General features: G+C 65.5%; 16 protein-coding genes and 1 tRNA gene. 8 read left to right on the top strand and 9 right to left on the bottom strand.

Features of this window, described 5'->3' with window-relative positions; genetic code table 11:
- Nucleotides 1–14 precede the first annotated feature (14 nt).
- Entirely contained in the window at nucleotides 15–1,049 is a 1,035-nt protein-coding gene (locus QQS53_RS08595; RefSeq protein WP_472775438.1) for an App1 family protein, read from the top strand.
- 86 nt (nucleotides 1,050–1,135) lie between these two features.
- Here the strand turns inward: QQS53_RS08595 and QQS53_RS08590 are convergent, their stop codons facing one another.
- The 6 genes from QQS53_RS08590 to rpsA form a co-directional block, all read right to left on the bottom strand.
- Nucleotides 1,136–1,576 carry a universal stress protein gene (locus QQS53_RS08590; protein ID WP_368519762.1) on the bottom strand — a complete coding sequence of 147 codons (441 nt, stop codon included), beginning with the start codon at nucleotides 1,574–1,576 and terminating at the stop codon, nucleotides 1,136–1,138.
- 97 nt (nucleotides 1,577–1,673) lie between these two features.
- Complete coding sequence (locus QQS53_RS08585) at nucleotides 1,674–2,120, bottom strand: universal stress protein (protein ID WP_472775437.1); 447 nt, start codon at nucleotides 2,118–2,120, stop codon at nucleotides 1,674–1,676.
- A 48-nt stretch (nucleotides 2,121–2,168) separates the two neighbouring features.
- Nucleotides 2,169–4,274 carry an excinuclease ABC subunit UvrB gene (gene uvrB / locus QQS53_RS08580; protein WP_472775436.1) on the bottom strand — a complete coding sequence of 702 codons (2,106 nt, stop codon included), beginning with the start codon at nucleotides 4,272–4,274 and terminating at the stop codon, nucleotides 2,169–2,171.
- A 33-nt stretch (nucleotides 4,275–4,307) separates the two neighbouring features.
- Nucleotides 4,308–4,898, bottom strand: coding sequence for a dephospho-CoA kinase (gene coaE / locus QQS53_RS08575; RefSeq protein ID WP_472775435.1), 591 nt, complete (start codon nucleotides 4,896–4,898; stop codon nucleotides 4,308–4,310).
- A complete protein-coding gene (locus tag QQS53_RS08570; RefSeq protein ID WP_472775434.1) occupies nucleotides 4,898–6,916 on the bottom strand; it encodes a glucose PTS transporter subunit IIA in 2,019 nt (672 codons plus the stop codon). Before QQS53_RS08570 ends, coaE begins: the two co-directional genes overlap by 1 nt.
- A gap of 242 nt (nucleotides 6,917–7,158) precedes the next feature.
- Nucleotides 7,159–8,619, bottom strand: a complete 1,461-nt coding sequence (gene rpsA / locus QQS53_RS08565; RefSeq protein ID WP_472775433.1) for a 30S ribosomal protein S1 — start codon at nucleotides 8,617–8,619, stop codon at nucleotides 7,159–7,161.
- 242 nt (nucleotides 8,620–8,861) lie between these two features.
- Here rpsA and QQS53_RS08560 point away from each other — a divergent pair, with 242 nt between their 5' ends.
- Entirely contained in the window at nucleotides 8,862–9,326 is a 465-nt protein-coding gene (locus QQS53_RS08560; protein WP_472775432.1) for an RDD family protein, read from the top strand.
- Nucleotides 9,327–9,365: 39 nt separating this feature from the next.
- Here QQS53_RS08560 and polA read toward each other — a convergent pair whose 3' ends face one another.
- Nucleotides 9,366–11,972 carry a DNA polymerase I gene (polA, locus tag QQS53_RS08555; protein WP_472775471.1) on the bottom strand — a complete coding sequence of 869 codons (2,607 nt, stop codon included), beginning with the start codon at nucleotides 11,970–11,972 and terminating at the stop codon, nucleotides 9,366–9,368.
- A gap of 151 nt (nucleotides 11,973–12,123) precedes the next feature.
- Between polA and QQS53_RS08550 the strand changes: the two genes are divergently transcribed.
- The 6 genes from QQS53_RS08550 (at nucleotide 12,124) to QQS53_RS08525 (ending at nucleotide 17,028) form a co-directional block, all read left to right on the top strand.
- Nucleotides 12,124–12,200, top strand: a tRNA-Leu gene (locus QQS53_RS08550).
- A gap of 238 nt (nucleotides 12,201–12,438) precedes the next feature.
- Nucleotides 12,439–13,350 (top strand): ABC transporter substrate-binding protein, encoded by a 912-nt coding sequence (locus QQS53_RS08545; RefSeq protein ID WP_472775431.1) that lies wholly within the window; start codon nucleotides 12,439–12,441, stop codon nucleotides 13,348–13,350.
- Complete coding sequence (locus QQS53_RS08540; RefSeq protein ID WP_472775430.1) at nucleotides 13,347–14,282, top strand: amino acid ABC transporter permease; 936 nt, start codon at nucleotides 13,347–13,349, stop codon at nucleotides 14,280–14,282. The genes QQS53_RS08545 and QQS53_RS08540 overlap by 4 nt, the downstream gene beginning before the upstream one ends.
- Nucleotides 14,272–15,051: an amino acid ABC transporter ATP-binding protein gene (locus QQS53_RS08535; RefSeq protein ID WP_472775429.1), complete on the top strand. Its 780-nt coding sequence runs from the start codon at nucleotides 14,272–14,274 to the stop codon at nucleotides 15,049–15,051. Before QQS53_RS08540 ends, QQS53_RS08535 begins: the two co-directional genes overlap by 11 nt.
- Nucleotides 15,052–15,103: 52 nt before the next feature.
- Nucleotides 15,104–15,922 carry a DUF368 domain-containing protein gene (locus tag QQS53_RS08530; RefSeq protein ID WP_472775428.1) on the top strand — a complete coding sequence of 273 codons (819 nt, stop codon included), beginning with the start codon at nucleotides 15,104–15,106 and terminating at the stop codon, nucleotides 15,920–15,922.
- 101 nt (nucleotides 15,923–16,023) lie between these two features.
- Entirely contained in the window at nucleotides 16,024–17,028 is a 1,005-nt protein-coding gene (locus QQS53_RS08525) for an HNH endonuclease signature motif containing protein (protein WP_472775427.1), read from the top strand.
- A gap of 260 nt (nucleotides 17,029–17,288) precedes the next feature.
- On the opposite strand, the gene QQS53_RS08520 is transcribed toward QQS53_RS08525, so the two are convergent.
- Both QQS53_RS08520 and coaD read right to left on the bottom strand, forming a co-directional pair.
- Nucleotides 17,289–18,026, bottom strand: coding sequence for a TSUP family transporter (locus tag QQS53_RS08520; protein ID WP_472775426.1), 738 nt, complete (start codon nucleotides 18,024–18,026; stop codon nucleotides 17,289–17,291).
- Nucleotides 18,023–18,496: a pantetheine-phosphate adenylyltransferase gene (gene coaD / locus QQS53_RS08515; protein WP_070767775.1), complete on the bottom strand. Its 474-nt coding sequence runs from the start codon at nucleotides 18,494–18,496 to the stop codon at nucleotides 18,023–18,025. The genes QQS53_RS08520 and coaD overlap by 4 nt, the downstream gene beginning before the upstream one ends.
- Between the last annotated feature and the right edge of the window lie 16 nt (nucleotides 18,497–18,512).

Raw genomic sequence — 18,512 nt, 5'->3', positions numbered from 1 at the left:
ATAGATTGGTCATCATGGCTTTATCTGATTTTGCCCGCCTCTGCGAGCGCCATATCAACCGCTGGAGCGTCAAGCGTTCCGATGCCCGGGGGTGGGTGCCGGCCGTAACCGGCTACCTGGGCTACGGCAGCCCGGACCGGGTCCGCGTGCTGGGCCGCGTCTTGATGGAAAACCCCGCTCGGCCCGCCCGCAACTGGGCCGAGCGCGGCTACCGCCAGTTTTTCACCATCCAGGTCGCCGGCCTCGACGTCGCCGTAACCGCCGGGGACCAGACGGTCCACGCCTGCACTAACGACAACGGCTACATCGACGTCCTCGTCAAAGACCACGGCCTGAGCCCTGGGTGGCACGAGGTGACGATTGCCGCCGAGGGCGCCGAGCCGGTGACCGCGGAGGTGCTCATCATTGATGAAAGCACCCGCGTCGGCATCATCAGCGACGTGGACGACACCATCATGGTCACCTGGCTGCCGCGTGCCCTGCTGGCGGCCTGGAACTCTTGGTTTAAGCGCACCAACCGCCGCCAGCCCGTGCCGGGCATGGACGCGTTCTACTCGGAGCTTATCGACGCCCACCCGAGCGCACCCGTGTTCTACCTGTCGACCGGTGCGTGGAACACCTTCGACACCCTGGTCAACTTCGTGCGCGCGCACCGCCTGCCGCGCGGGCCGATGCTCTTGACCGACTGGGGCCCCACGCCCACCGGGCTCTTCCGCAACGGCGTGGAGCACAAGAAGGTCCAGCTGCGAAACTTGATTATCGACTTCCCGCACATCCAGTGGGTCCTAGTCGGCGACGACGGCCAGCACGACCCGCTGACCTACCGCGACGTGGTCAACGAGCACCCCGAGCGCATCGCCGGCGTGGCCATTCGCAACCTGTCGCCGCAGGAGCACGTGCTCTCGCACGGCACCGCCGCCCCGCTCGCCGAGGCCGGCGACAGCGCGCGCAGCGACGTCCCGCTCATCCAGGGCGACAACGGCCACAGCCTCCTGGCCGTCTACCGCCGCAACCCCTTCGATCGCGTCGAAACGCACCGCGCCCACTAGGCCCGGGCACGGACAAGGCCCTCCCCGACCGCATCACGAGGAATGCGGCGGGGAGGGCCTTTAGGCTTCAGCGGGTAGGCCGCGCCTTAGGCGACGGTGTGGACAATCATGACGTCGCAGTCGGACTGGCGGGCGACATCTGCCGGGACGGAGCCCAGCAGGCGGCCGGTCAGGGAGTTGATGCCGCGGTTACCGACGATCAGCAGGTCGGCCTTGTTGTCGTTGACAATCGACATCAGGGCCTGCACCGGGGTGCCCGGGCGGACAGCGGTCTTGACATCCTTGACGCCGAACTTCTCGGCGTGCTCGCGGCCGGCCACGAGGTTGGCCTCGGCCTTGTCATCACCCAGGATGGTCACAGACTCCTGACGCAGAGTCTTGGAGGCCTCTTCCTTGTTCTCGTAGTAGGCGCAACCGATGATGAGGGTTGCGTCGAACGCAGCGGCAATCTTGGCTGCGCGCTCCACTGCCAGCAGGGAGGAGTTGGAGCCGTCGGTGCCGACAACAATGGTGTTGTAATCGCTCATGGTGACCTTTCTGTGGACTCGTGGTCCGCAAAATATTCTTCTGGTATTTACCCTATTCTAGTGTAACAACCAGCCGGCGGGGCTTTGGTGCAGCGGGCTAGTCAGTGGTATCTGCCACAAGCACGTCGACGTGTGCCCGGCGGGTCAGATCCTTCGCCACGGAGCCGAAGACGCGGCCGCGCATGGAGTTAAATCCCTTGTTGCCCACGACGAAGAGGTCGACGTCGAAGTCCTCGCCGGCCGCCAGCAGCGCCTTGACCGGATCGCCGGAACGGCCCACGATCTCGACGTTGTCGGCGTTCTCCTCTTCCGCGACCTTCAGCGCGGTGGCCAGGAAGTCCTTCGCCATGTCCTCGCTGATGACCGGCACTCCGGTGTTGTCCGAACCGGTCGCGCCCAGCATGGAGCTGGAGTGGTTGAAGAACGCGGAGACGATAACGAGGCGAGCCTCGTAGACGCGCGCCAGGGAGGCGGCGGTACGCACCGCGCGCAGGGAGGTAGCCGAGCCGTCGGTGCCGACGACGATATTCGAATAGGTAAGCATGTTCTTTCTTTCTTGCAGATTCAGCTTGCTTCCGCCCTAGTATAGCCTCTAAATGCCCGCCTCTTTGAGGCCTCGCGCTTCCTTTTTCAGGTCCGCGATCTCGTCGCGCAGACGTCCTGCAAGCTCGAACTTGAGCTCCCGGGCGGCCTCCCCCATTTGGGCGGTCAGGTCGTCGATGAGCTTCTCGACTTCCTCGACCGCCATCGAGGACACGTCCGGCTTGTCCACCATCGCCGCCGGGTCGCTGGCCGCGGCCGATTCCCCGTCGCCGTCGCCGTCGTTGTCGTAGACCTGGTCCAGGATGTCGGCGATCTTCTTGCGCAGCGGCTGCGGATCGATGCCGTGCTCGGTGTTGTAGGCGATCTGCTTTTCGCGGCGGCGCTCGGTCTCCTCGATGGCGTTGTTCATCGACTCGGTGACCTTGTCCGCGTACATGATGACCTCGCCGGAGACGTTACGGGCCGCGCGCCCGATGGTCTGGATGAGCGACGTCGTCGAGCGCAGGAAGCCCTCCTTGTCCGCGTCCAAGATGGCCACCAGGGACACCTCCGGCAGGTCGAGGCCCTCGCGCAGGAGGTTGATGCCCACCAGCACGTCGAACTCGCCCAGCCGCAGCTGCCGCAGCAGCTCCACGCGCTGCAGCGTGTCGATGTCGGAGTGCAGGTAGCGCACCTTGATCCCGTGCTCGAGCAGGTAGTCCGTGAGGTCCTCGGCCATGCGCTTGGTCAGCGTGGTCACCAGCACACGCTCCTGCTTGTCGACGCGGGTGCGCACCTCGTCGATAAGATCGTCGATCTGGCCCTTCGTGGGCTTGACCGTGACCTTAGGATCCACCAGGCCGGTCGGGCGGATGACCTGCTCGACGAATTCGCCGCCGGAGGCGGACAACTCATAGTCGCCCGGGGTCGCGGACATGTAGACCGTCTGGCCTACGCGCTGCTCGAACTCGTCGAAGGTCAAAGGCCGGTTGTCCACCGCCGAGGGCAGGCGGAAACCGAACTCGACCAGGTTGCGCTTGCGGGCCATGTCGCCCTCGAACATGCCGCCTATCTGCGGCACGGTCACGTGGGACTCGTCGATGATCGTCAGGAAGTCTTCCGGGAAGTAGTCCAGCAGCGTCGCCGGCGCGGATCCGGCCTCGCGGCCGTCGATGTGCCGCGAGTAGTTCTCAATACCCGAGCAGAAGCCAACCTGCTCGATCATCTCCAGATCGTATTCAGTGCGCATGCGTAGGCGCTGGGCCTCCAGCAGCTTACCGCGGTTTTCCAGGTCGGCCAGGCGCTCGGCCAGCTCCTCCTTGATATCGGCCACGGCCTTTTCCATGCGCTCCGGGCCGGCCACGTAGTGGGTCGCGGGGAAAATCCGCAGCTCGTCGACCTGCTCGAGGACGTCCCCGGTGACCGGGTGGATGTAGTAGAGCGAGTCCACGTCGTCGCCGAAGAACTCGATGCGCACCGCCCGCTCCTCGTAGGCGGGGATAATGTCGACGGTGTCGCCGTTGACGCGGAAGGTGCCGCGGGTAAAGCCGACGTCGTTGCGCTCGTACTGGATGTCGACCAGCAGGCGCAGGAAGCGGTCGCGCTCGACCTCGTCATCGACGGCGAGAACCACGGAGCGGTCCAGGTAGGACTGCGGCGTGCCCAGGCCGTAGATGCAGGACACGGAGCTAACCACCACGACGTCGCGGCGCGAGAGCAGCGCCGAGGTCGCTGAGTGGCGCAGGCGCTCGACGTCCTCGTTGATCGAGGAGTCCTTCTCGATGTAGGTATCCGTCTGCGCGATATACGCTTCCGGCTGGTAGTAGTCGTAGTAGGAAACGAAGTATTCGACGGCGTTGTGCGGCAGCAGCTGGCGCAGCTCGTTGGCCAGCTGGGCGGCCAGGGTCTTGTTCGGCGCCATCACCAGCGTCGGGCGCTGCTGCTGTTCGATGAGCCACGCCGCCGTCGCCGATTTACCGGTACCGGTCGCGCCCATGAGCACCACGTCGGACTCGCCGCGATCGAGCCGCTTGTCCAGCTCCGCGATCGCCGCGGGCTGGTCGCCGGCGGGCTCGTATTCGGACTCGACCTTGAACTCACCGGGGGTGCGCTCCACCTCGCCCACGGGGCGGTGCTCGGACTCGGACAGGATGGGGTGTTCCGCTGCAAAGGCCATGCCGGCCAGTCTACCCGCCTGCCCGCTTGCGCCCTAGGCGAAGACGCGCTCCCGGATGGCCTCTACCCGCTCACGCAGTTCCTCCAGGCTGCCGTTGTTGTCGATAACGATATCGGCCGCCGCGCGGCGCTTATCGTCGGGGATCTGGGCCTTGATGCGGGCGCGGGCATCGTCAGCGCTCAGGCCGCGGCCGACCAGCCGGGCAACCCTCTCCTCGGGGTCCACGTCCACGACCAGCACCAGGTCCATGTCCTTGTCGAGGCCCTTGTCCACCAGCAGCGGCATGTCGTAGACCACGACCTCGTCGCCGCGCTCGCGGGCCTTGCGGAAGGCCTTGCGGGTCTGCTCATCGATGCGCGGGTGGGTGATCCGGTTGAGCTTATCGGTGGCCTCCCGGCTGGCGAAGGCGCGCTCGGCGAGCTTGCCCCGGTCCAGGCTCCCGTCTGGGTTGAGGATGTCTGGGCCGAAGGCGTAGGCCGCGTCCTGGAGGGCCGGGCGGCCCCACTCCATGATGTCGCGGGCAATCTGGTCGGCATCCACCACCGTGGCGCCTGCCTCCTCCAACATCTTGGCCACGGTCGACTTACCGCTGCCGATGCCCCCTGTCAGCCCCACCAGCCGCATTAAGCGTCCTCCTTCTGTTCATCCTGTTTGTCTCGCGGCACCACCTCGATGACCGGAGTGGTGGTATCGACTGTACCGAGCGTCGATTCCACACGCGCGAATTTCTTCGTGTTGGTCACCACCACCGGCGTAATCAGGTTGTAGCCGCGAGAGGCGATGAACTCCGGGTCGAAGCTGATGAGCTTGTCGCCGGCGGCCACGCGCTGCTTCTTGTCCACGTGGACGGTAAAGCCCTCCCCGCCCAGCTCCACCGTGTCCAAGCCGACGTGGACCAGCAGCTGCACGCCGCTGTCCAGGCTCAGCCCCACCGCGTGGCCGGACTTTTGGACAGTGAGCACCTTGCCGTCGGCCGGGGCGTAGACCGTGGTGCCGGTCGGCCGGATGGCCACGCCCTCGCCCAGCTTCGCGCCGGCGAAGATGGGATCCGGAACCTCGCTGAGGGCGACGGCCTCACCGGCCAGGGGCGCATCGATAGCCACGGCGCCTTCCTGGGCCGGGGCGGCGACGGCAACGGCGGCCGGGGCGGTGGCCGCGTTGGAGGGAGACGGCTGCGCGGCGCCCGGGGCTTCCTTGCCCTCTTCCGCGCGGCGGGCAGCGATGCGCTCCAAGTCCGCGGCCTTTTCCTCCGGGGTGCGGTAGCCGAAGAAGACGGTCAGCAGGAACGAGGTCATAAACGCCACCAGAAGGCCGAGGGCGTAGCCGGCGGCCGGCTCCATCGCGAAGACGGTCAGGGCCGAGGTGAAGACGAAGGCGTTGGCCTTGACGTTGAACAGGCCCATCACCGCGCCGCCGATGGCACAGCCCGGCAGCAGCCGGTAGTAGCTGCGGCGGAAGCGCAGCAGGATGCCGTAGAGCGACGGCTCCGAGACGCCGCCCAGCAGGCCCGCGGCCAGGCCGCCGATGGAGACCTGGCGCATCTGATCGTTGTGCTCCCGGAAGGAGATGACCATGACGCCGGCGACGACGCCGAAACAGGCGAAGTTCCAGGCGCCCATGGGGCCTTGGATGAAGTCGTAGCCGTAGGTCGCGATGTTCTGGACCATGATGATGTTCAGCGGCCAGTGCAGGCCCAGCGGTACCAGGAACGGGTACAAAAGCGGCACCACGATGGCCAGGATGAACGGCGAGAACTCGTTAATGCTGTGCAGCAGCCAGGAAATGCCGTTGCCCACGCCCACACCGAAGGGCCCCAGCAGGAACGCGGTTGCCGGGATCATGATGAGCAGGGAGAAGAACGGCACGAAGACCATGTGCACCGCGGACGGGATGATCTTCTTCAGCCCCTTCTCCAGCCAGTACAGGCCGATGGCCGCCAGGATCGGCGGGAAGACCTGCGAGCCGTAGGAGTTGATGACCAGCGGCAGGCCGAAGACGTCGACGACGTCGCCCTGCTCGCCCATCGCCAGGAACTCGGGGGTCAGCAAGGCCGCCGGGATGGCCGCCGAGACCCACATATTCGCCCCCAGCTTATTGGCCGCGGTGGCCGCGACCATTACTGGCAGGAAGTAGAAGACGCTGCGCCACATGGCGTGGCCCAGCTGGTAGGCCGCCGGTTGCTCCTCCATCGGGGCGCGGAAGTCCTGCCAGCCGATGGTGTCGGCCAGGATGAGCAGCATGATGATGAGCGAGGCACCCAGCAGGGCCCACAGGATGGGCCGGAAGGTATCCGAGAGGAACTCGAAGCAGTAGTCGACCCAGGAGTACTTGCCGCGTACTCCGTCGTACTGCTTCTTCTGGCCGCTCGCCTTGTCCCCGCCCGAGGCCGAAACGCCCGGCTGCTTGATGATGGCGTTGTAGTATTCCGCTACCCCGCCGCCCATGACGACCTGGAAGCCGTGGTCGCCCTGCGGGACGGTGCCGAGCACGGCCTGGTCTTCGTCCAACTTGGCGTTGTCGACCAGCGAGGTGTCTGCCAGCTGGAAGCGCAGACGCGTCGCGCAGTGGGTCAAGGACGTAATGTTGTCGGCGCCACCGATGTTTTCCACGATGTGCCGCGCCGTGTCTTGTGTAGACGCCACGACGAAAGCCCCTTCCTAATGAACCGGACCACCGCCGCGGCAGTGGTTATTACCAGGCCAGTATAAGGGGGCGGGTAGTCCGAAACCTAATAGTTCGGCCGGCCTATGACATATCCCACTCTTCGGGGCGCGGGCGCGGCTTCGCGCAGCGTGGCGAGGATAGAACAGGTCAGCGCGGAGCACGGAAAAGGCCCCTAGCCCGCGGGTGCGGACTGGGGCCTTAGCGGCGAACTAGCGCGGTATTACTTGCCGGCCAGCTTGTCGCGCAGCTTAGCGAGCTGCTCGTCGGAAGCCAGGGAGCCAGCCTCTTCTGCCGGAGCCTCAGATGCCGGAGCTGCATCTGCGGACTCGGAGGAGTAGTTGGAGGACTCGCCGGCCTCGGCTGCCTCGGCGGCAGCGGCACGGTGACGCTCGATCTGAGCGGAGTGCAGCTGGAAGCGGCGCTCGGACTCGGCGTAGCGGGCCTCCCAGGCCTGACGCTGCTCGTCGAAGCCTTCCTTCCACTCGTTGGTCTCCGGGTCGAAGCCCTCGGGGAAGACGTAGTTGCCCTGCTCGTCGTAGGAGTCGGCCATGCCGTACTTGGACGGGTCGAACTCGTCGGTGTAGTCCTCGTCAGCCTGCTTGACCGACAGGGAGATGCGGCGACGCTCGAGGTCGATGTCGATGACCTTGACCATAACCTCTTCGCCGACGGTGACGACCTGGTCCGGGACATCCACGTGGCGCTGAGCCAGCTCGGAGATGTGAACCAGGCCCTCGATGCCCTCCTCGACGCGGACGAAGGCGCCGAACGGAACCAGCTTGGTGACCTTGCCCGGGACGATCTGGCCCACAGCGTGGGTGCGGGCGAAGACGCGCCACGGATCTTCCTGGGTTGCCTTCAGGGACAGGGACACGCGCTCGCGGTCCAAGTCGACGTCGAGAACCTCGACGGTGACCTCGTCGCCCACGGTGACAACCTCGGACGGGTGGTCGATGTGCTTCCAAGACAGCTCAGAGACGTGAACCAGGCCGTCGACACCGCCGAGATCGACGAAGGCGCCGAAGTTGACGATGGAGGAGACAACGCCCTTGCGGACCTGGCCCTTCTGCAGCTGGTGCAGGAACTCGGAGCGGACCGCGGACTGGGTCTGCTCGAGGTATGCGCGGCGGGACAGGACAACGTTGTTACGCTGCTTGTCCAGCTCGATGATCTGGGCCTCCAGCTCCTGGCCGATGTACGGCTCCAGGTCGCGGACGCGGCGCATCTCGACCAGGGAAGCCGGCAGGAAGCCGCGCAGCCCGATGTCGAGGATGAGGCCGCCCTTGACGACCTCGATGACGGTACCGGTGACAGGCTCTTCCTTGGCCTGCAGCTCCTCGATAGCGCCCCAAGCACGCTCGTACTGAGCGCGCTTCTTGGACAGGATCAGGCGGCCTTCCTTGTCCTCCTTGGTGAGGACCAGAGCGTCGATCTCGTCGCCGACCTCGACGACCGCATCCGGGTCGACGTCGTGCTTGATGGACAGCTCGCGGGAAGGGATAACGCCCTCGGTCTTGTACCCGATGTCGAGCAGCACCTCGTCGTGGTCAACCTTGACGACGGTACCGGCAACGATGTCACCATCGTTGAAGTACTTGATGGTCGCGTCAACGGCTGCGAGGAAGTCCTCAGCGGTTCCGATGTCGTTGATCGCAACCTGAGGGGTGTTAGAAGATGGCATGCGTAAAAATGCTCCGAAATAACGTAGGAAATCGAATTTGGACATTCGCACGTCTCTTGCGCCACCGCATTAATGCTGCTGAGAGTATTGATGAACGGATAAACGCAATCCCGCCCCAAGCGCCATTTGGCTTTCCTACCAGAGCCGAACGACCGCCTGAGAGCATAGACGCACCTGCTACACACTACATCCGTGCAGCTACTTGCGCAAATACCGGCGGTTTTCTTCTAAGGTGGAAGGCTATGTGGACCGAAAGAATTGCCGTACTGCTCCGCCGCGCCGTCGCCTGGTGGATCGACGCCTTCGCGGTCGCCGCGGTCTTAGTGCTGCTCCGGGGGCTTATCAACCTCATGTTTTCCGAGCCGCTGTCCGGCCAGGCGGCCGAGACCTACAACGTCGTCGGCTTGGCCCTCGGCTTTTTCGCCTACCGCGTGGTGGTCGAGGGCCGCTACCGCACCAGCCTGGGCAAGTGGTCGCTGGGGCTACAGGTCTACGAGGGCGCCCGCGGCTATACCGGCGCGGCGATCCGCAACAGCTGGGTGCTGCTAACCATGCTGGCCGCCATCGGCCCGGCCATCCTCGACGAGCTCATCATCGGCTTGGTCGCGCTCAGCGTCCTGCTGCTGGGCCGCCACCCCGGCGATTTCGCCGCCCAGGCGCGCGTCGACCGGCGCCTGGATCCGTTCGACCCCGTGGAAGAGGTCTAAAGGAAAATCCTGGGCCCCGCGCCAGCGGATTTCGGGCGACTAGTGCGCGGCGGCGTCCCAGTTGGTGCCAGCCCCGGCCGAGACCTCCAGCGGCACGCGCAGGTTGATGGCCGAGTCCATCTCCTTTTCCAGGATTGCGCGCACCTCGTCGAGCTCGCCGGGGGCGATTTCGACGACCAATTCGTCGTGGACCTGCAGCAGGACGCGGGACTTTTTGCCTTGGAGTGCGGCATCGACGCGGATCATCGCGACCTTGATGATGTCGGCCGCGGTGCCCTGGATGGGGGCGTTGAGGGCGGCGCGCTCGGCGTTCTCGCGGGCCAGCCGGTTGTCGCTGGCTAGCTCCGGCAGGTAGCGCCGGCGCCCGAAGATGGTCGAGGTATAGCCGTCCTTGCGGGCGGTATCGACCACCTCGTCCAGGTAGGTCTTGACCCCGCCGAAGCGCTCGAAGTAGCTTTCCATGATGTCCTTGGCCTCCTTCGGGCTGATGCCCAGCTGCTGGGAGAGCCCGAAGGCGGACAGACCGTAGACCAGGCCGTAGGACATCGCCTTGACGCGGCGGCGCAGCTCGGAGGTGACCTGGTCGACCGGGACATCGAAAACCTTGGAGCCGACGTAGTTGTGCAGGTCCTCGCCCGCCTGGTAGGCCTCGATGAGCCCCGGGTCCTGGGACAGGTGGGCCATCACGCGCATCTCAATCTGGGAGTAGTCCGCGGTCAGCAGGGTCTCGAAACCCTCGCCCACCACGAAGCCCGAGCGGATCTTACGCCCGGCCGGGGTGCGCACCGGGATGTTCTGCAGGTTCGGATCCGCCGAGGACAACCGGCCCGTCGAGGCCACCGTCTGATTGAAGGTGGTGTGGATGCGCCCGTCCGGCTGGACCGTCTTGATGAGCCCCTCCAGCGTGGACTTGAGCTTCTGGTACTCGCGGTGGGCCAGCAGGTGATCCAGGAACGGGTGCGGGTGGTTGACCGCCAGGGCCTCGATCTCCTTGGCCGCGGTCGAATAGCCGGTCTTGGTCTTCTTCGTCTTCGGCAGGTCGAAGGTATCAAACAGCACCGCCTGCAGCTGCTTCGGCGAGTTCAGGTTCAGCGAGGGGTCGCCGGCCAGCTCGCGCGCGGCGTCCTCCTGCTCCTTAACCTGGGCGACGAAGGCCTCCAGCTGGGCGTCCAGCGTGTCAATATCCACGGCGATGCCGGTGGCCTCCATCCGCGCCAGGATGGAAATCAGCGGCAGCTCCAGGTCCGTGTACAGCTGGAAGGAGTCGATGTCGTGCAGCTGCCGGGTCAGCTCCGCGGCCAGCTCCATGATCGCGGCCGCGGAATCCACCAGGGAGGTCTCATCCAGCAGGCTCAGCTGGTCACTCGCCGCCCCCAGGGTCTTGTGCAGGTGGCGCTGGTAGACGTCCGGCAGCTCGTAGGTGCGCTGGCCCGGGCGCAGCAGGTAGGCCGCCACCGCGGTGTCGTGGGCGATGCCCGCCAGCTCAATGCCGCGCCCCAACAGCATGTGGTAGGCCGCCTTGGCCTCGTGCAGGTACTTGGGGCAGTCGGCATCGGCAAGCCATGCGGCCAGGGCCTTGTCGTCGGCCGCGTCGAGTTCGGCCAGCTCGACCTGCAGGCCGTGGTAGTCGGTGTCGACGAAGGCCATCGCCGCGGCATCGCCCTGCCCGGGCCGCCCGTCGCCCTGGACGAAGACGGCCACGTGCCCGCGCCCCGGCAGCCATTCCGCCAGCTTCTCACTAACGATGCTCACTTCCGGCACCTGCACATCCTCGTCCTGCGAGGCGGCCTCCCCGCCGTCGTTCGGGATGGCCTTGAGGACACGATCGCGCAGGTTGGTGCCGAATTCGAGGTCGTCGAAGTGATCGGCGACCTCGCTGACGACCGCGCCCTTAAAGGCCAGGTCGGCCGGGCCGACCTCTAAGTCCATGTCCGTAATCATCTGGGTCAGCTCGCGGTTGAGCTGGACCTGCTCCACGCGATCCCTAAAGTTCTGGCCGGCCACCCCCTTAATATCATCGGCGTGGGCGACCAGCTCGTCGAGGCTGCCGTACTGGGTAATCCACTTGGTCGCCGTCTTCTCCCCGACCTTCGGAATGCCGGGCAGGTTATCGGAGGGATCGCCGCGCAGCGCCGCGAAATCCGGGTACTGCCGCGGGGTCAGGCCGTATTTCTCCTCCACGGCCTCCGGGGTGAACCGGTGCAGGTTGCTCACCCCGCGCATGGGATAGAGCACCGTCGTGGACTCGTTGACCAGCTGCAGGTAGTCGCGGTCGCCGGTGACGATATAGGTATCGAAGTCCTGCGCCGCCGTAGCCTCGGTGGCCAGGGTCGCCAGAATGTCGTCGGCCTCGAAGTTCTCCCGCGACAGCGTCGTAATGCCCAGGGTGGTCAACACCTCGCGGATGATGTCCACCTGGCCCTTGAATTCCTCCGGCGCCGCCTCGCGCTGGGCCTTATACTCCGGGAACTTCTCGGTCCGGAAGGTCTTGCGCCCCACGTCGAAGGCCACTGCCATCTTGTCGGGGCGTTCCTCGCTCACGATGCTCGACAGCATCGACAAGAACCCATAGACCGCGTTGGTGTGCTGGCCGCCCGAGGTGGAGAAATTTTCCGCCGGCAGCGCGTAGAAAGCGCGGAAGGCCATAGAGTGTCCGTCGATGAGCAGAAGGCGTTGTTTGGAATCAGTCACGGCTCCCCAGTCTAGGCAATAGGCGCCCAACCGCGTAGGGCGGCGGGCGATTTCTCTTCCCCGCTTTCGATGCGCTAGTATTTCCCCAGTGCGGCCACACCCGCGCGCCCCTGTAGCCCAATTGGCAGAGGCAACGGATTCAAAACCCGTCCAGTGTGAGTTCGAGTCTCACCAGGGGCACCACTACCAGCGAAAACACTGTACCGACGCCACGAAACACCCGTTAGTGTCAAAAAAGTATTTCGCACAACAACCGGCCAGGGCAAAAGCCTCGGCCGGTTTTTCTGATCGGGGATAGAAGCTGGGCGAGGTAGAGAAGGAATCTCGCGCTCCGGCGCGGTAATTTCTTAAATGCGGGCGAATATTATACATTTGAGGGGTAACTATTCATTCGCACGTTTTCCCAAAGGACCACACGACTATGGTTGTGCCTGCACCAGGCAAAGTCACCGCCGCGCGCCGCGCCCGCCGGGCTACGGTCGCCGCAGTGGCGATAGCCACGCTGGGCTTGAGCGGCTGCGTGACCAACGTGGAAAAATCCACACCCGACGGATGGCAACCCATCCGCGCGGACAAGGTCGACGAAATTGCCGCAATGTATGACGATGACGACGGTGTGCTCAGCATCGGCGTCAACCCGCCCTTCGCCCCCTTCCAGCTCAAGGACGCCGACGGCCAGATCGTCGGCCTGGAGATGGATCTCGCCCACGCCGTCGCCGACGTGCTCGGGCTCGACTTCCGCATCGAGGAGCAGGACTTCGCCATGATCCTGCCGGCCGTCCAGTCCGGGCAGATCGACATGGGCGTCTCCGGTTTTACCGATACCCCGGACCGCCGCGAGAACTTCGACTTCGTCGACACCCTCTACGCCGGCATCCAGTGGACCAAGCGCACGGACTCCACCAAGGAGATCGACCCGGACAACCCCTGCGGCTTGACCGTGGCCGTCCAGCGCACCACCGTCTCCGACACCGACGACGTCCGCCCCAAGGCGGAAGCCTGCGACGGCGACATGCAGGTCCTGGCGTACGACACCGCCGACAACGCCGCGCTCGCGGTGCTCATGGGGCGGGCCGATGCCCTCTCGGCCGACTCCCCCGCCGCCGGCTGGGCCGTCAACCGCTCCGACGGCCGCCTGGAGCTAGTCGGCGACATCTCCCAGGCCGCCCCCTACGGGATGGCCGTCCCCAAGGGGTCGGAACTAGGCCCCGCCGCAGCGGCCGCGCTGCAGCACCTCATCGACAACGGGCAATATGCCGAAATCCTCGCGCAGTGGGGCGTCGAAGACGGCCTCGTCGACGAGCCTCTCATCAACGAAAGGCCAGTGAAATGACACAGGATACCCCCTCCACTCCCCCGGAAATCCACGCGAAACCGCTGCGCCACCCGTGGCGCTGGGCTTTCGCCGCCCTACTGCTCGTGGTGGCCGCCTGGTTCGTCATCGCCGCCGCCAACAACGAGGCCTACGGCTGGTCGACGTACTTCAGCTACCTGCTGGATACGCGGATTGCTATCGCCTCGCTGCACACCATCGCGATCACCATTCTGGCGATGATCATCGGCGTCGTTGGCGGCGCCGTGCTAGCCATCCTGCGCATGTCCCCCAACCCCGTGCTGCGCGCGGTTTCTTGGGTCTTCCTCTGGGTTTTCCGCGGCACCCCGATCTACGTGCAATTGGTCTTCTGGGGCCTGCTCAGCGCCATCTACCAGTCCATCAACCTGGGCTTTGCGGAAATCTCCCTCGAGGAACTTTTGTCCAACGCCTTCTTCCTGGCTGTTATCGGCCTGGGCCTTAACGAGGCCGCCTACATGGCCGAAATCGTGCGCTCCGGCATCAACTCCGTGGGCGAGGGCCAGCGAGAGGCATCGAAGGCGCTGGGGCTGAGCTGGTGGCAGACCATGTACCGTACGGTCATGCCGCAGGCCATGCGCATCATCATCCCGCCGACCGGCAACGAGTTCATCTCCCTGCTCAAGACCTCCTCCCTGGTCGTGGCCATCCCGTACACCCACGAGATTTTCGGCCGCGCCACGGACATCTCCGCCGCACTCTTCGAGCCGATCCCGCTGATGATGGTCGCCGCCACCTGGTACTTGGTCATCACCTCGCTGCTGATGATCGGCCAGCATTACCTCGAGCGCTACTTCGACCGCGGCGCCACCCGCGAGCTGACCGCCCGCCAGCTGGCCGCGCTCGCCGATGCCGAAGGCGTCATCCCCAACAATGTCAACGTCGTCCAGGAGGCCCCGCGCAATGAACGCTAAAGATACCCGCCAGCCCATGGTGCAGGCGCAGCAGATCCACAAGAAGTTCGGCTCCCTGCAGGTTCTGCGCGGCATCGACCTTGAGGTCCAGCACGGCGAGGTCGTCTGCCTCCTGGGGCCGTCCGGCTCCGGCAAGTCGACCTTCCTGCGCTGCATCAACCACCTAGAAACCATCGATGCCGGCCGCCTCTACGTCGACGGCGACCTCATCGGCTACAAGGAGCGCAACGGCGTCCTCTACGAAATCTCCGAGAAGGAAGCCGCCGCCCAGCGCGCCGACATCGGCATGGTCTTCCAGAACTTCAACCTGTTCAGCCACCGGACGGTCCTCGAAAACGTCGTCGAGGCCCCCATCCACGTCAAGAAGGTCGACCCCGCGGCCGCGAAGCAGCGCGCCATGGAGCTGCTCGACCAGGTGGGGCTGGCATCGAAGGCCAACGCCTACCCGGTCCAGCTCTCCGGCGGCCAGCAGCAGCGCGTGGCCATCGCCCGCGCCGTGGCCATGGACCCGAAGCTGATGCTCTTCGACGAGCCAACCTCCGCGCTTGACCCCGAGCTCGTCGGCGAGGTCCTGCGGGTGATGAAGGAGCTGGCCGCCGACGGCATGACGATGCTCGTGGTCACCCACGAAATCGGCTTCGCCCGCGAGGTCGCCGACAAGATCGTCTTCATGGCCGACGGCCGCGTCGTCGAGGCCGGCCCGCCGAGCCAGGTCATTGACAACCCGCAGCAGCCGCGTACGCAGGAGTTCCTGTCTTCCCTGCTCTAAGCGCCGGAGTGGCGCGACCACCGCGGGTTTAGTTGCCGCTAGGCTGGAAAGAATGAATCATCTTGCCAATGCAATACGCGGTGGGCTCATCGGCTCCGCCGAGCTGGTCCCCGGCATCTCCGGGGGCACAGTTGCCCTCATCGTAGGCATCTACGAGCGGGCCCTCCACAACGCCGACAAGATCCTCAAAGCCCGCTTCAAGGAAGTCGAGTGGGGCTTCATCATCGCCGTAGCCGTCGGCATGCTCGCCGCGGTCTTCGGCCTCTCGTCCGTCATGTCCAGCTTCGTCGAGGGGCATGTGTCCCTGTCCAAGGCCCTTTTCCTGGGCATGGTCGCCGTCTCCATCATCGTGCCGGTGTCCATGATGGACAAGGCCGACCGTTTCAAGGCCCCCTCCCTCATCGCCTTCGTGGTGGCCGCCGTGCTCATTTTCTTCATCACCGGCTTTACCTCCGCCCCGCATGAGGACCCGTCGCTGGTGGTCGTCTTCTTCGCCGCCGCCATCGCCGTCTGCGCCCTAGTGCTGCCCGGCGTGTCCGGTTCCCTCATCCTGCTGACGATGGGCCTCTACCAGCCGATCATCGGCGCCGTCAGCGACCGCGAGATGGGCACCGTCGCCGTCTTCGCCTTGGGCGCCTTGTGCGGCTTGGCCGCCTTCGTCAAGCTGCTCAACTACCTGTTGGACAACCACCACTCCGTAACCTTGGCCGCGATGGCCGGCTTCATGCTGGGCTCGCTGCGTGCCCTGTGGCCCTGGGGCGAGAGCCAGGACGCCGGCACCCCGGCCATCCTCGGCATGATTGTCCTCGGCGTGGCCATTGTCTCCGCGTTCATCTACTTGGACAACCGCAAGGCCAAGTCCTACCAGTAGCTTCGCGCCCACGATGCCCCTTCCAGTTGCAGGCTGGCAGGGGCTCCTTTAGTGTGTGGGGCATGACATCGGGGGATTGTTTTTCTAGGTTCGTGGCTGCCGTGACCCAGCCCGGAATCGAGATCGTGGAGGGCGCTTGGCACGCCGACTGGGATGCCGAGCGCGCCGCCGCCGGCTCCGGCCGCGACGAGTTGGAGCGCCTCTTCGACCTGGCCGGGGTGTTTTTCGGCCCGGTCAGGCACGCGGGCCGCCAGCGGCGGGTGCGCGCGAATGCCGCCCGCCACGGCCACTGCCTGCCCGTGCTGGATGTGTTGCGCGGGGTACTGCGGCGGGTGAAAAACAAAAACGATGCCTGGCGCATCATGGAGGAGCTGTCCGCCCAGCCGGTTGATGCCAAAGAGATGGCCGCCACGGCCCGCCGCAAAATCCAGGAGGCCCGGCCCGCCCCGACGCCGCAGCCGGGGGTGATCTACCGCCGTTCGGCGGAGGGGTTGTGGTCGATGCGCCTGATCGCCGACGCCGGCCTCGTCGCCGATATCAAAGCCCAGGTCCGCACCGTCGAGGATGCCCGCGCGGTCTTCACCGGCGGCGACGGCGATGGTGCTGGTGTCGGCGCCGGTGGGGTGCGCGCGTCGGTGATTACCAACGTGGTAGTCAATCTCAAGGATTTCGGGCACTTGGTTGGCGGCAAGGATGCCGGGGATATTACCGTGCAGTTGACCAACGGTGCGGTGATTAGTGGTGCGGAGTTGGTGACCCGGGCGTTTGAGCAGGTCGGCTACGTCGGGGTTTTCGATCCGGTGGCCGGGCCGGTTAATTGTTACCGGGATGAGCGTTTGGCGTCGTGGAAGCAGCGGCGCTTGGCGTTGATGGAGCATCCGGTGTGTGCGTGGCCGGAGTGTTTGGCCGGCGCGGATGAGTGCCAGGTCCATCACCTGGAGTCGTGGGATTCGGGTGGTCCGACGAACGCGGCGAACCTGGCGACGTTGTGCCCGCACCATAACGGTGCCAACGAGGATGGGCCGGGCCCGGCGCAGACTAGGGGCCGGATGGCTAGGGTTGGCGGCCGGGTGGTGTGGATACCACCCGAACGCGTGCCGGCCTAGTCCGCCTAGCGGCACACCCTGCGGCCAACACCTCGCAGCCAGCCCGGCTGCCACTTCGGCAACGGCAAAACAAACCGGCGATCGATCTGGTGGCAGACGCGCAGCAAACACCAGGAACACGCGAGTAGGCGTCGACGGTGTAAGACCGTGAACGCCCATTCAGCGTGCCTACTCGGCGCGCCTAGTTTGCACGCCTAGGACGCGCGCCTAGGTCGGGCACCGGGGTCGCGCGCCGAAGTCCCGCGCCTAGACCGCTCGTTTTAAAGGCTGGTGAGGCCGCGGACCACGGCGCTGGCGGCGCCGACCGAGGCGATAAAGAGCGAAAACTTATGCGCCGCCCCACGCGGGACGCGACGCGCCAGCGCGGTGCCGGTGCTAATGCCCAGCAGCATGGCTATTAGGCCCACCGGCCACAGCCAACCGCTCACGCCGTCGAAGCCGCCAGCACCGACCAGCAGCTTAACCGTGACGGAGATGAACCCGCCCACCATGAAGATGGGCTGCAGCGTGGCGGTATACATCTGCTGCGGCCAGCGCGCGGCCTGGGCGTAGACCGTGATGACTGGCCCCGCGATGCCGGCCAGCGTGTTGGTAAACCCGCCCAAAACGCCAGCGGAGACGGCGGGGCCGGTGCCCTGCATCGGCGGCACGAAGCGCTTGCCGAAGGTCACCACGCCCAGCGCGACAAGCAGCGCGCCGCCGACGATTACCAGCAGCGGAGCCGTGTCCGTGCGCGCCACTAAGAAGCCAGCCGGGATGGAGCCGAGCACCATCACCGCCGCAATCTGGGCGAAGACCTTCCAGTCCACGTCGCGGCGCACGGCCACCGTCGTCAGCGCAGCGTTGATACAGGCCAGCACGTTGATGACCAGGATGCCCTCGACCGGCCCCATCAGCAGCATGAGCACGGGCCCGCCGATAAGCCCCAGCCCCATCCCGGAGACCCGCTGCATGCAGGAGCCTAAAAGGACGACGGCAAAGACGGCCAGCAGCATCATGCGTGGTACTTGTCCATGACCGCGCAGGCCACCGCCTCGGGGAACATGCCCTGCACGTCGCCGCCAAACTTGGCGACCTGCTTGCACAGGGAGGACGAGATATACCCGTATTTCTCATCGGTGAGCAGGAACATGGTGTCAATCCCGGTCAACCGCCGGTTCATCTGCGCCATCGGCAGCTCGTACTCGTAGTCCAGCGAGGAGCGCAGGCCCTTGACCAGGCAATCGATGCCGTGCTCGCTGGTGTAGTCCACCAGCAGGCCGCCCCAACTATCGACCTTGATGTCGGCGGGCACGCTCTGGCGGATGAGCTCCATGCGCTCGTCGATGCTGAACAACCCCGACGGCTTGTCCGGATTGCCGGTCACGAGCACGGTGACCTCGTCGAACAGCTGGTTAGCCCGGGTAAAAATGTCGAGATGCCCCAAGGTCATCGGGTCAAAAGAGCCCGGGCACACGGCTTTCGTCATGGCGTTCAAGGTCCTT

This window comes from Corynebacterium sp. 2571A, assembly GCF_055700935.1.
This window is presented reverse-complemented; position numbering and strand designations above follow the sequence as displayed.

What these genes read in the sequence shown, in the direction of transcription:
- QQS53_RS08595 (WP_472775438.1), top strand. Translation starts at nt 15, where the DNA reads ATGGCTTTATCTGATTTTGCCCGCCTCTGCGAGCGCCATATCAACCGC.
- QQS53_RS08590 (WP_368519762.1), bottom strand. Translation starts at nt 1,576, where the DNA reads ATGAGCGATTACAACACCATTGTTGTCGGCACCGACGGCTCCAACTCC.
- QQS53_RS08585 (WP_472775437.1), bottom strand. Translation starts at nt 2,120, where the DNA reads ATGCTTACCTATTCGAATATCGTCGTCGGCACCGACGGCTCGGCTACC.
- uvrB (WP_472775436.1), bottom strand. Translation starts at nt 4,274, where the DNA reads ATGGCCTTTGCAGCGGAACACCCCATCCTGTCCGAGTCCGAGCACCGC.
- coaE (WP_472775435.1), bottom strand. Translation starts at nt 4,898, where the DNA reads ATGCGGCTGGTGGGGCTGACAGGGGGCATCGGCAGCGGTAAGTCGACC.
- rpsA (WP_472775433.1), bottom strand. Translation starts at nt 8,619, where the DNA reads ATGCCATCTTCTAACACCCCTCAGGTTGCGATCAACGACATCGGAACC.
- QQS53_RS08560 (WP_472775432.1), top strand. Translation starts at nt 8,862, where the DNA reads ATGTGGACCGAAAGAATTGCCGTACTGCTCCGCCGCGCCGTCGCCTGG.
- polA (WP_472775471.1), bottom strand. Translation starts at nt 11,972, where the DNA reads ATGGCCTTCCGCGCTTTCTACGCGCTGCCGGCGGAAAATTTCTCCACC.
- QQS53_RS08545 (WP_472775431.1), top strand. Translation starts at nt 12,439, where the DNA reads ATGGTTGTGCCTGCACCAGGCAAAGTCACCGCCGCGCGCCGCGCCCGC.
- QQS53_RS08540 (WP_472775430.1), top strand. Translation starts at nt 13,347, where the DNA reads ATGACACAGGATACCCCCTCCACTCCCCCGGAAATCCACGCGAAACCG.
- QQS53_RS08535 (WP_472775429.1), top strand. Translation starts at nt 14,272, where the DNA reads ATGAACGCTAAAGATACCCGCCAGCCCATGGTGCAGGCGCAGCAGATC.
- QQS53_RS08530 (WP_472775428.1), top strand. Translation starts at nt 15,104, where the DNA reads ATGAATCATCTTGCCAATGCAATACGCGGTGGGCTCATCGGCTCCGCC.
- QQS53_RS08520 (WP_472775426.1), bottom strand. Translation starts at nt 18,026, where the DNA reads ATGATGCTGCTGGCCGTCTTTGCCGTCGTCCTTTTAGGCTCCTGCATG.
- coaD (WP_070767775.1), bottom strand. Translation starts at nt 18,496, where the DNA reads ATGACGAAAGCCGTGTGCCCGGGCTCTTTTGACCCGATGACCTTGGGG.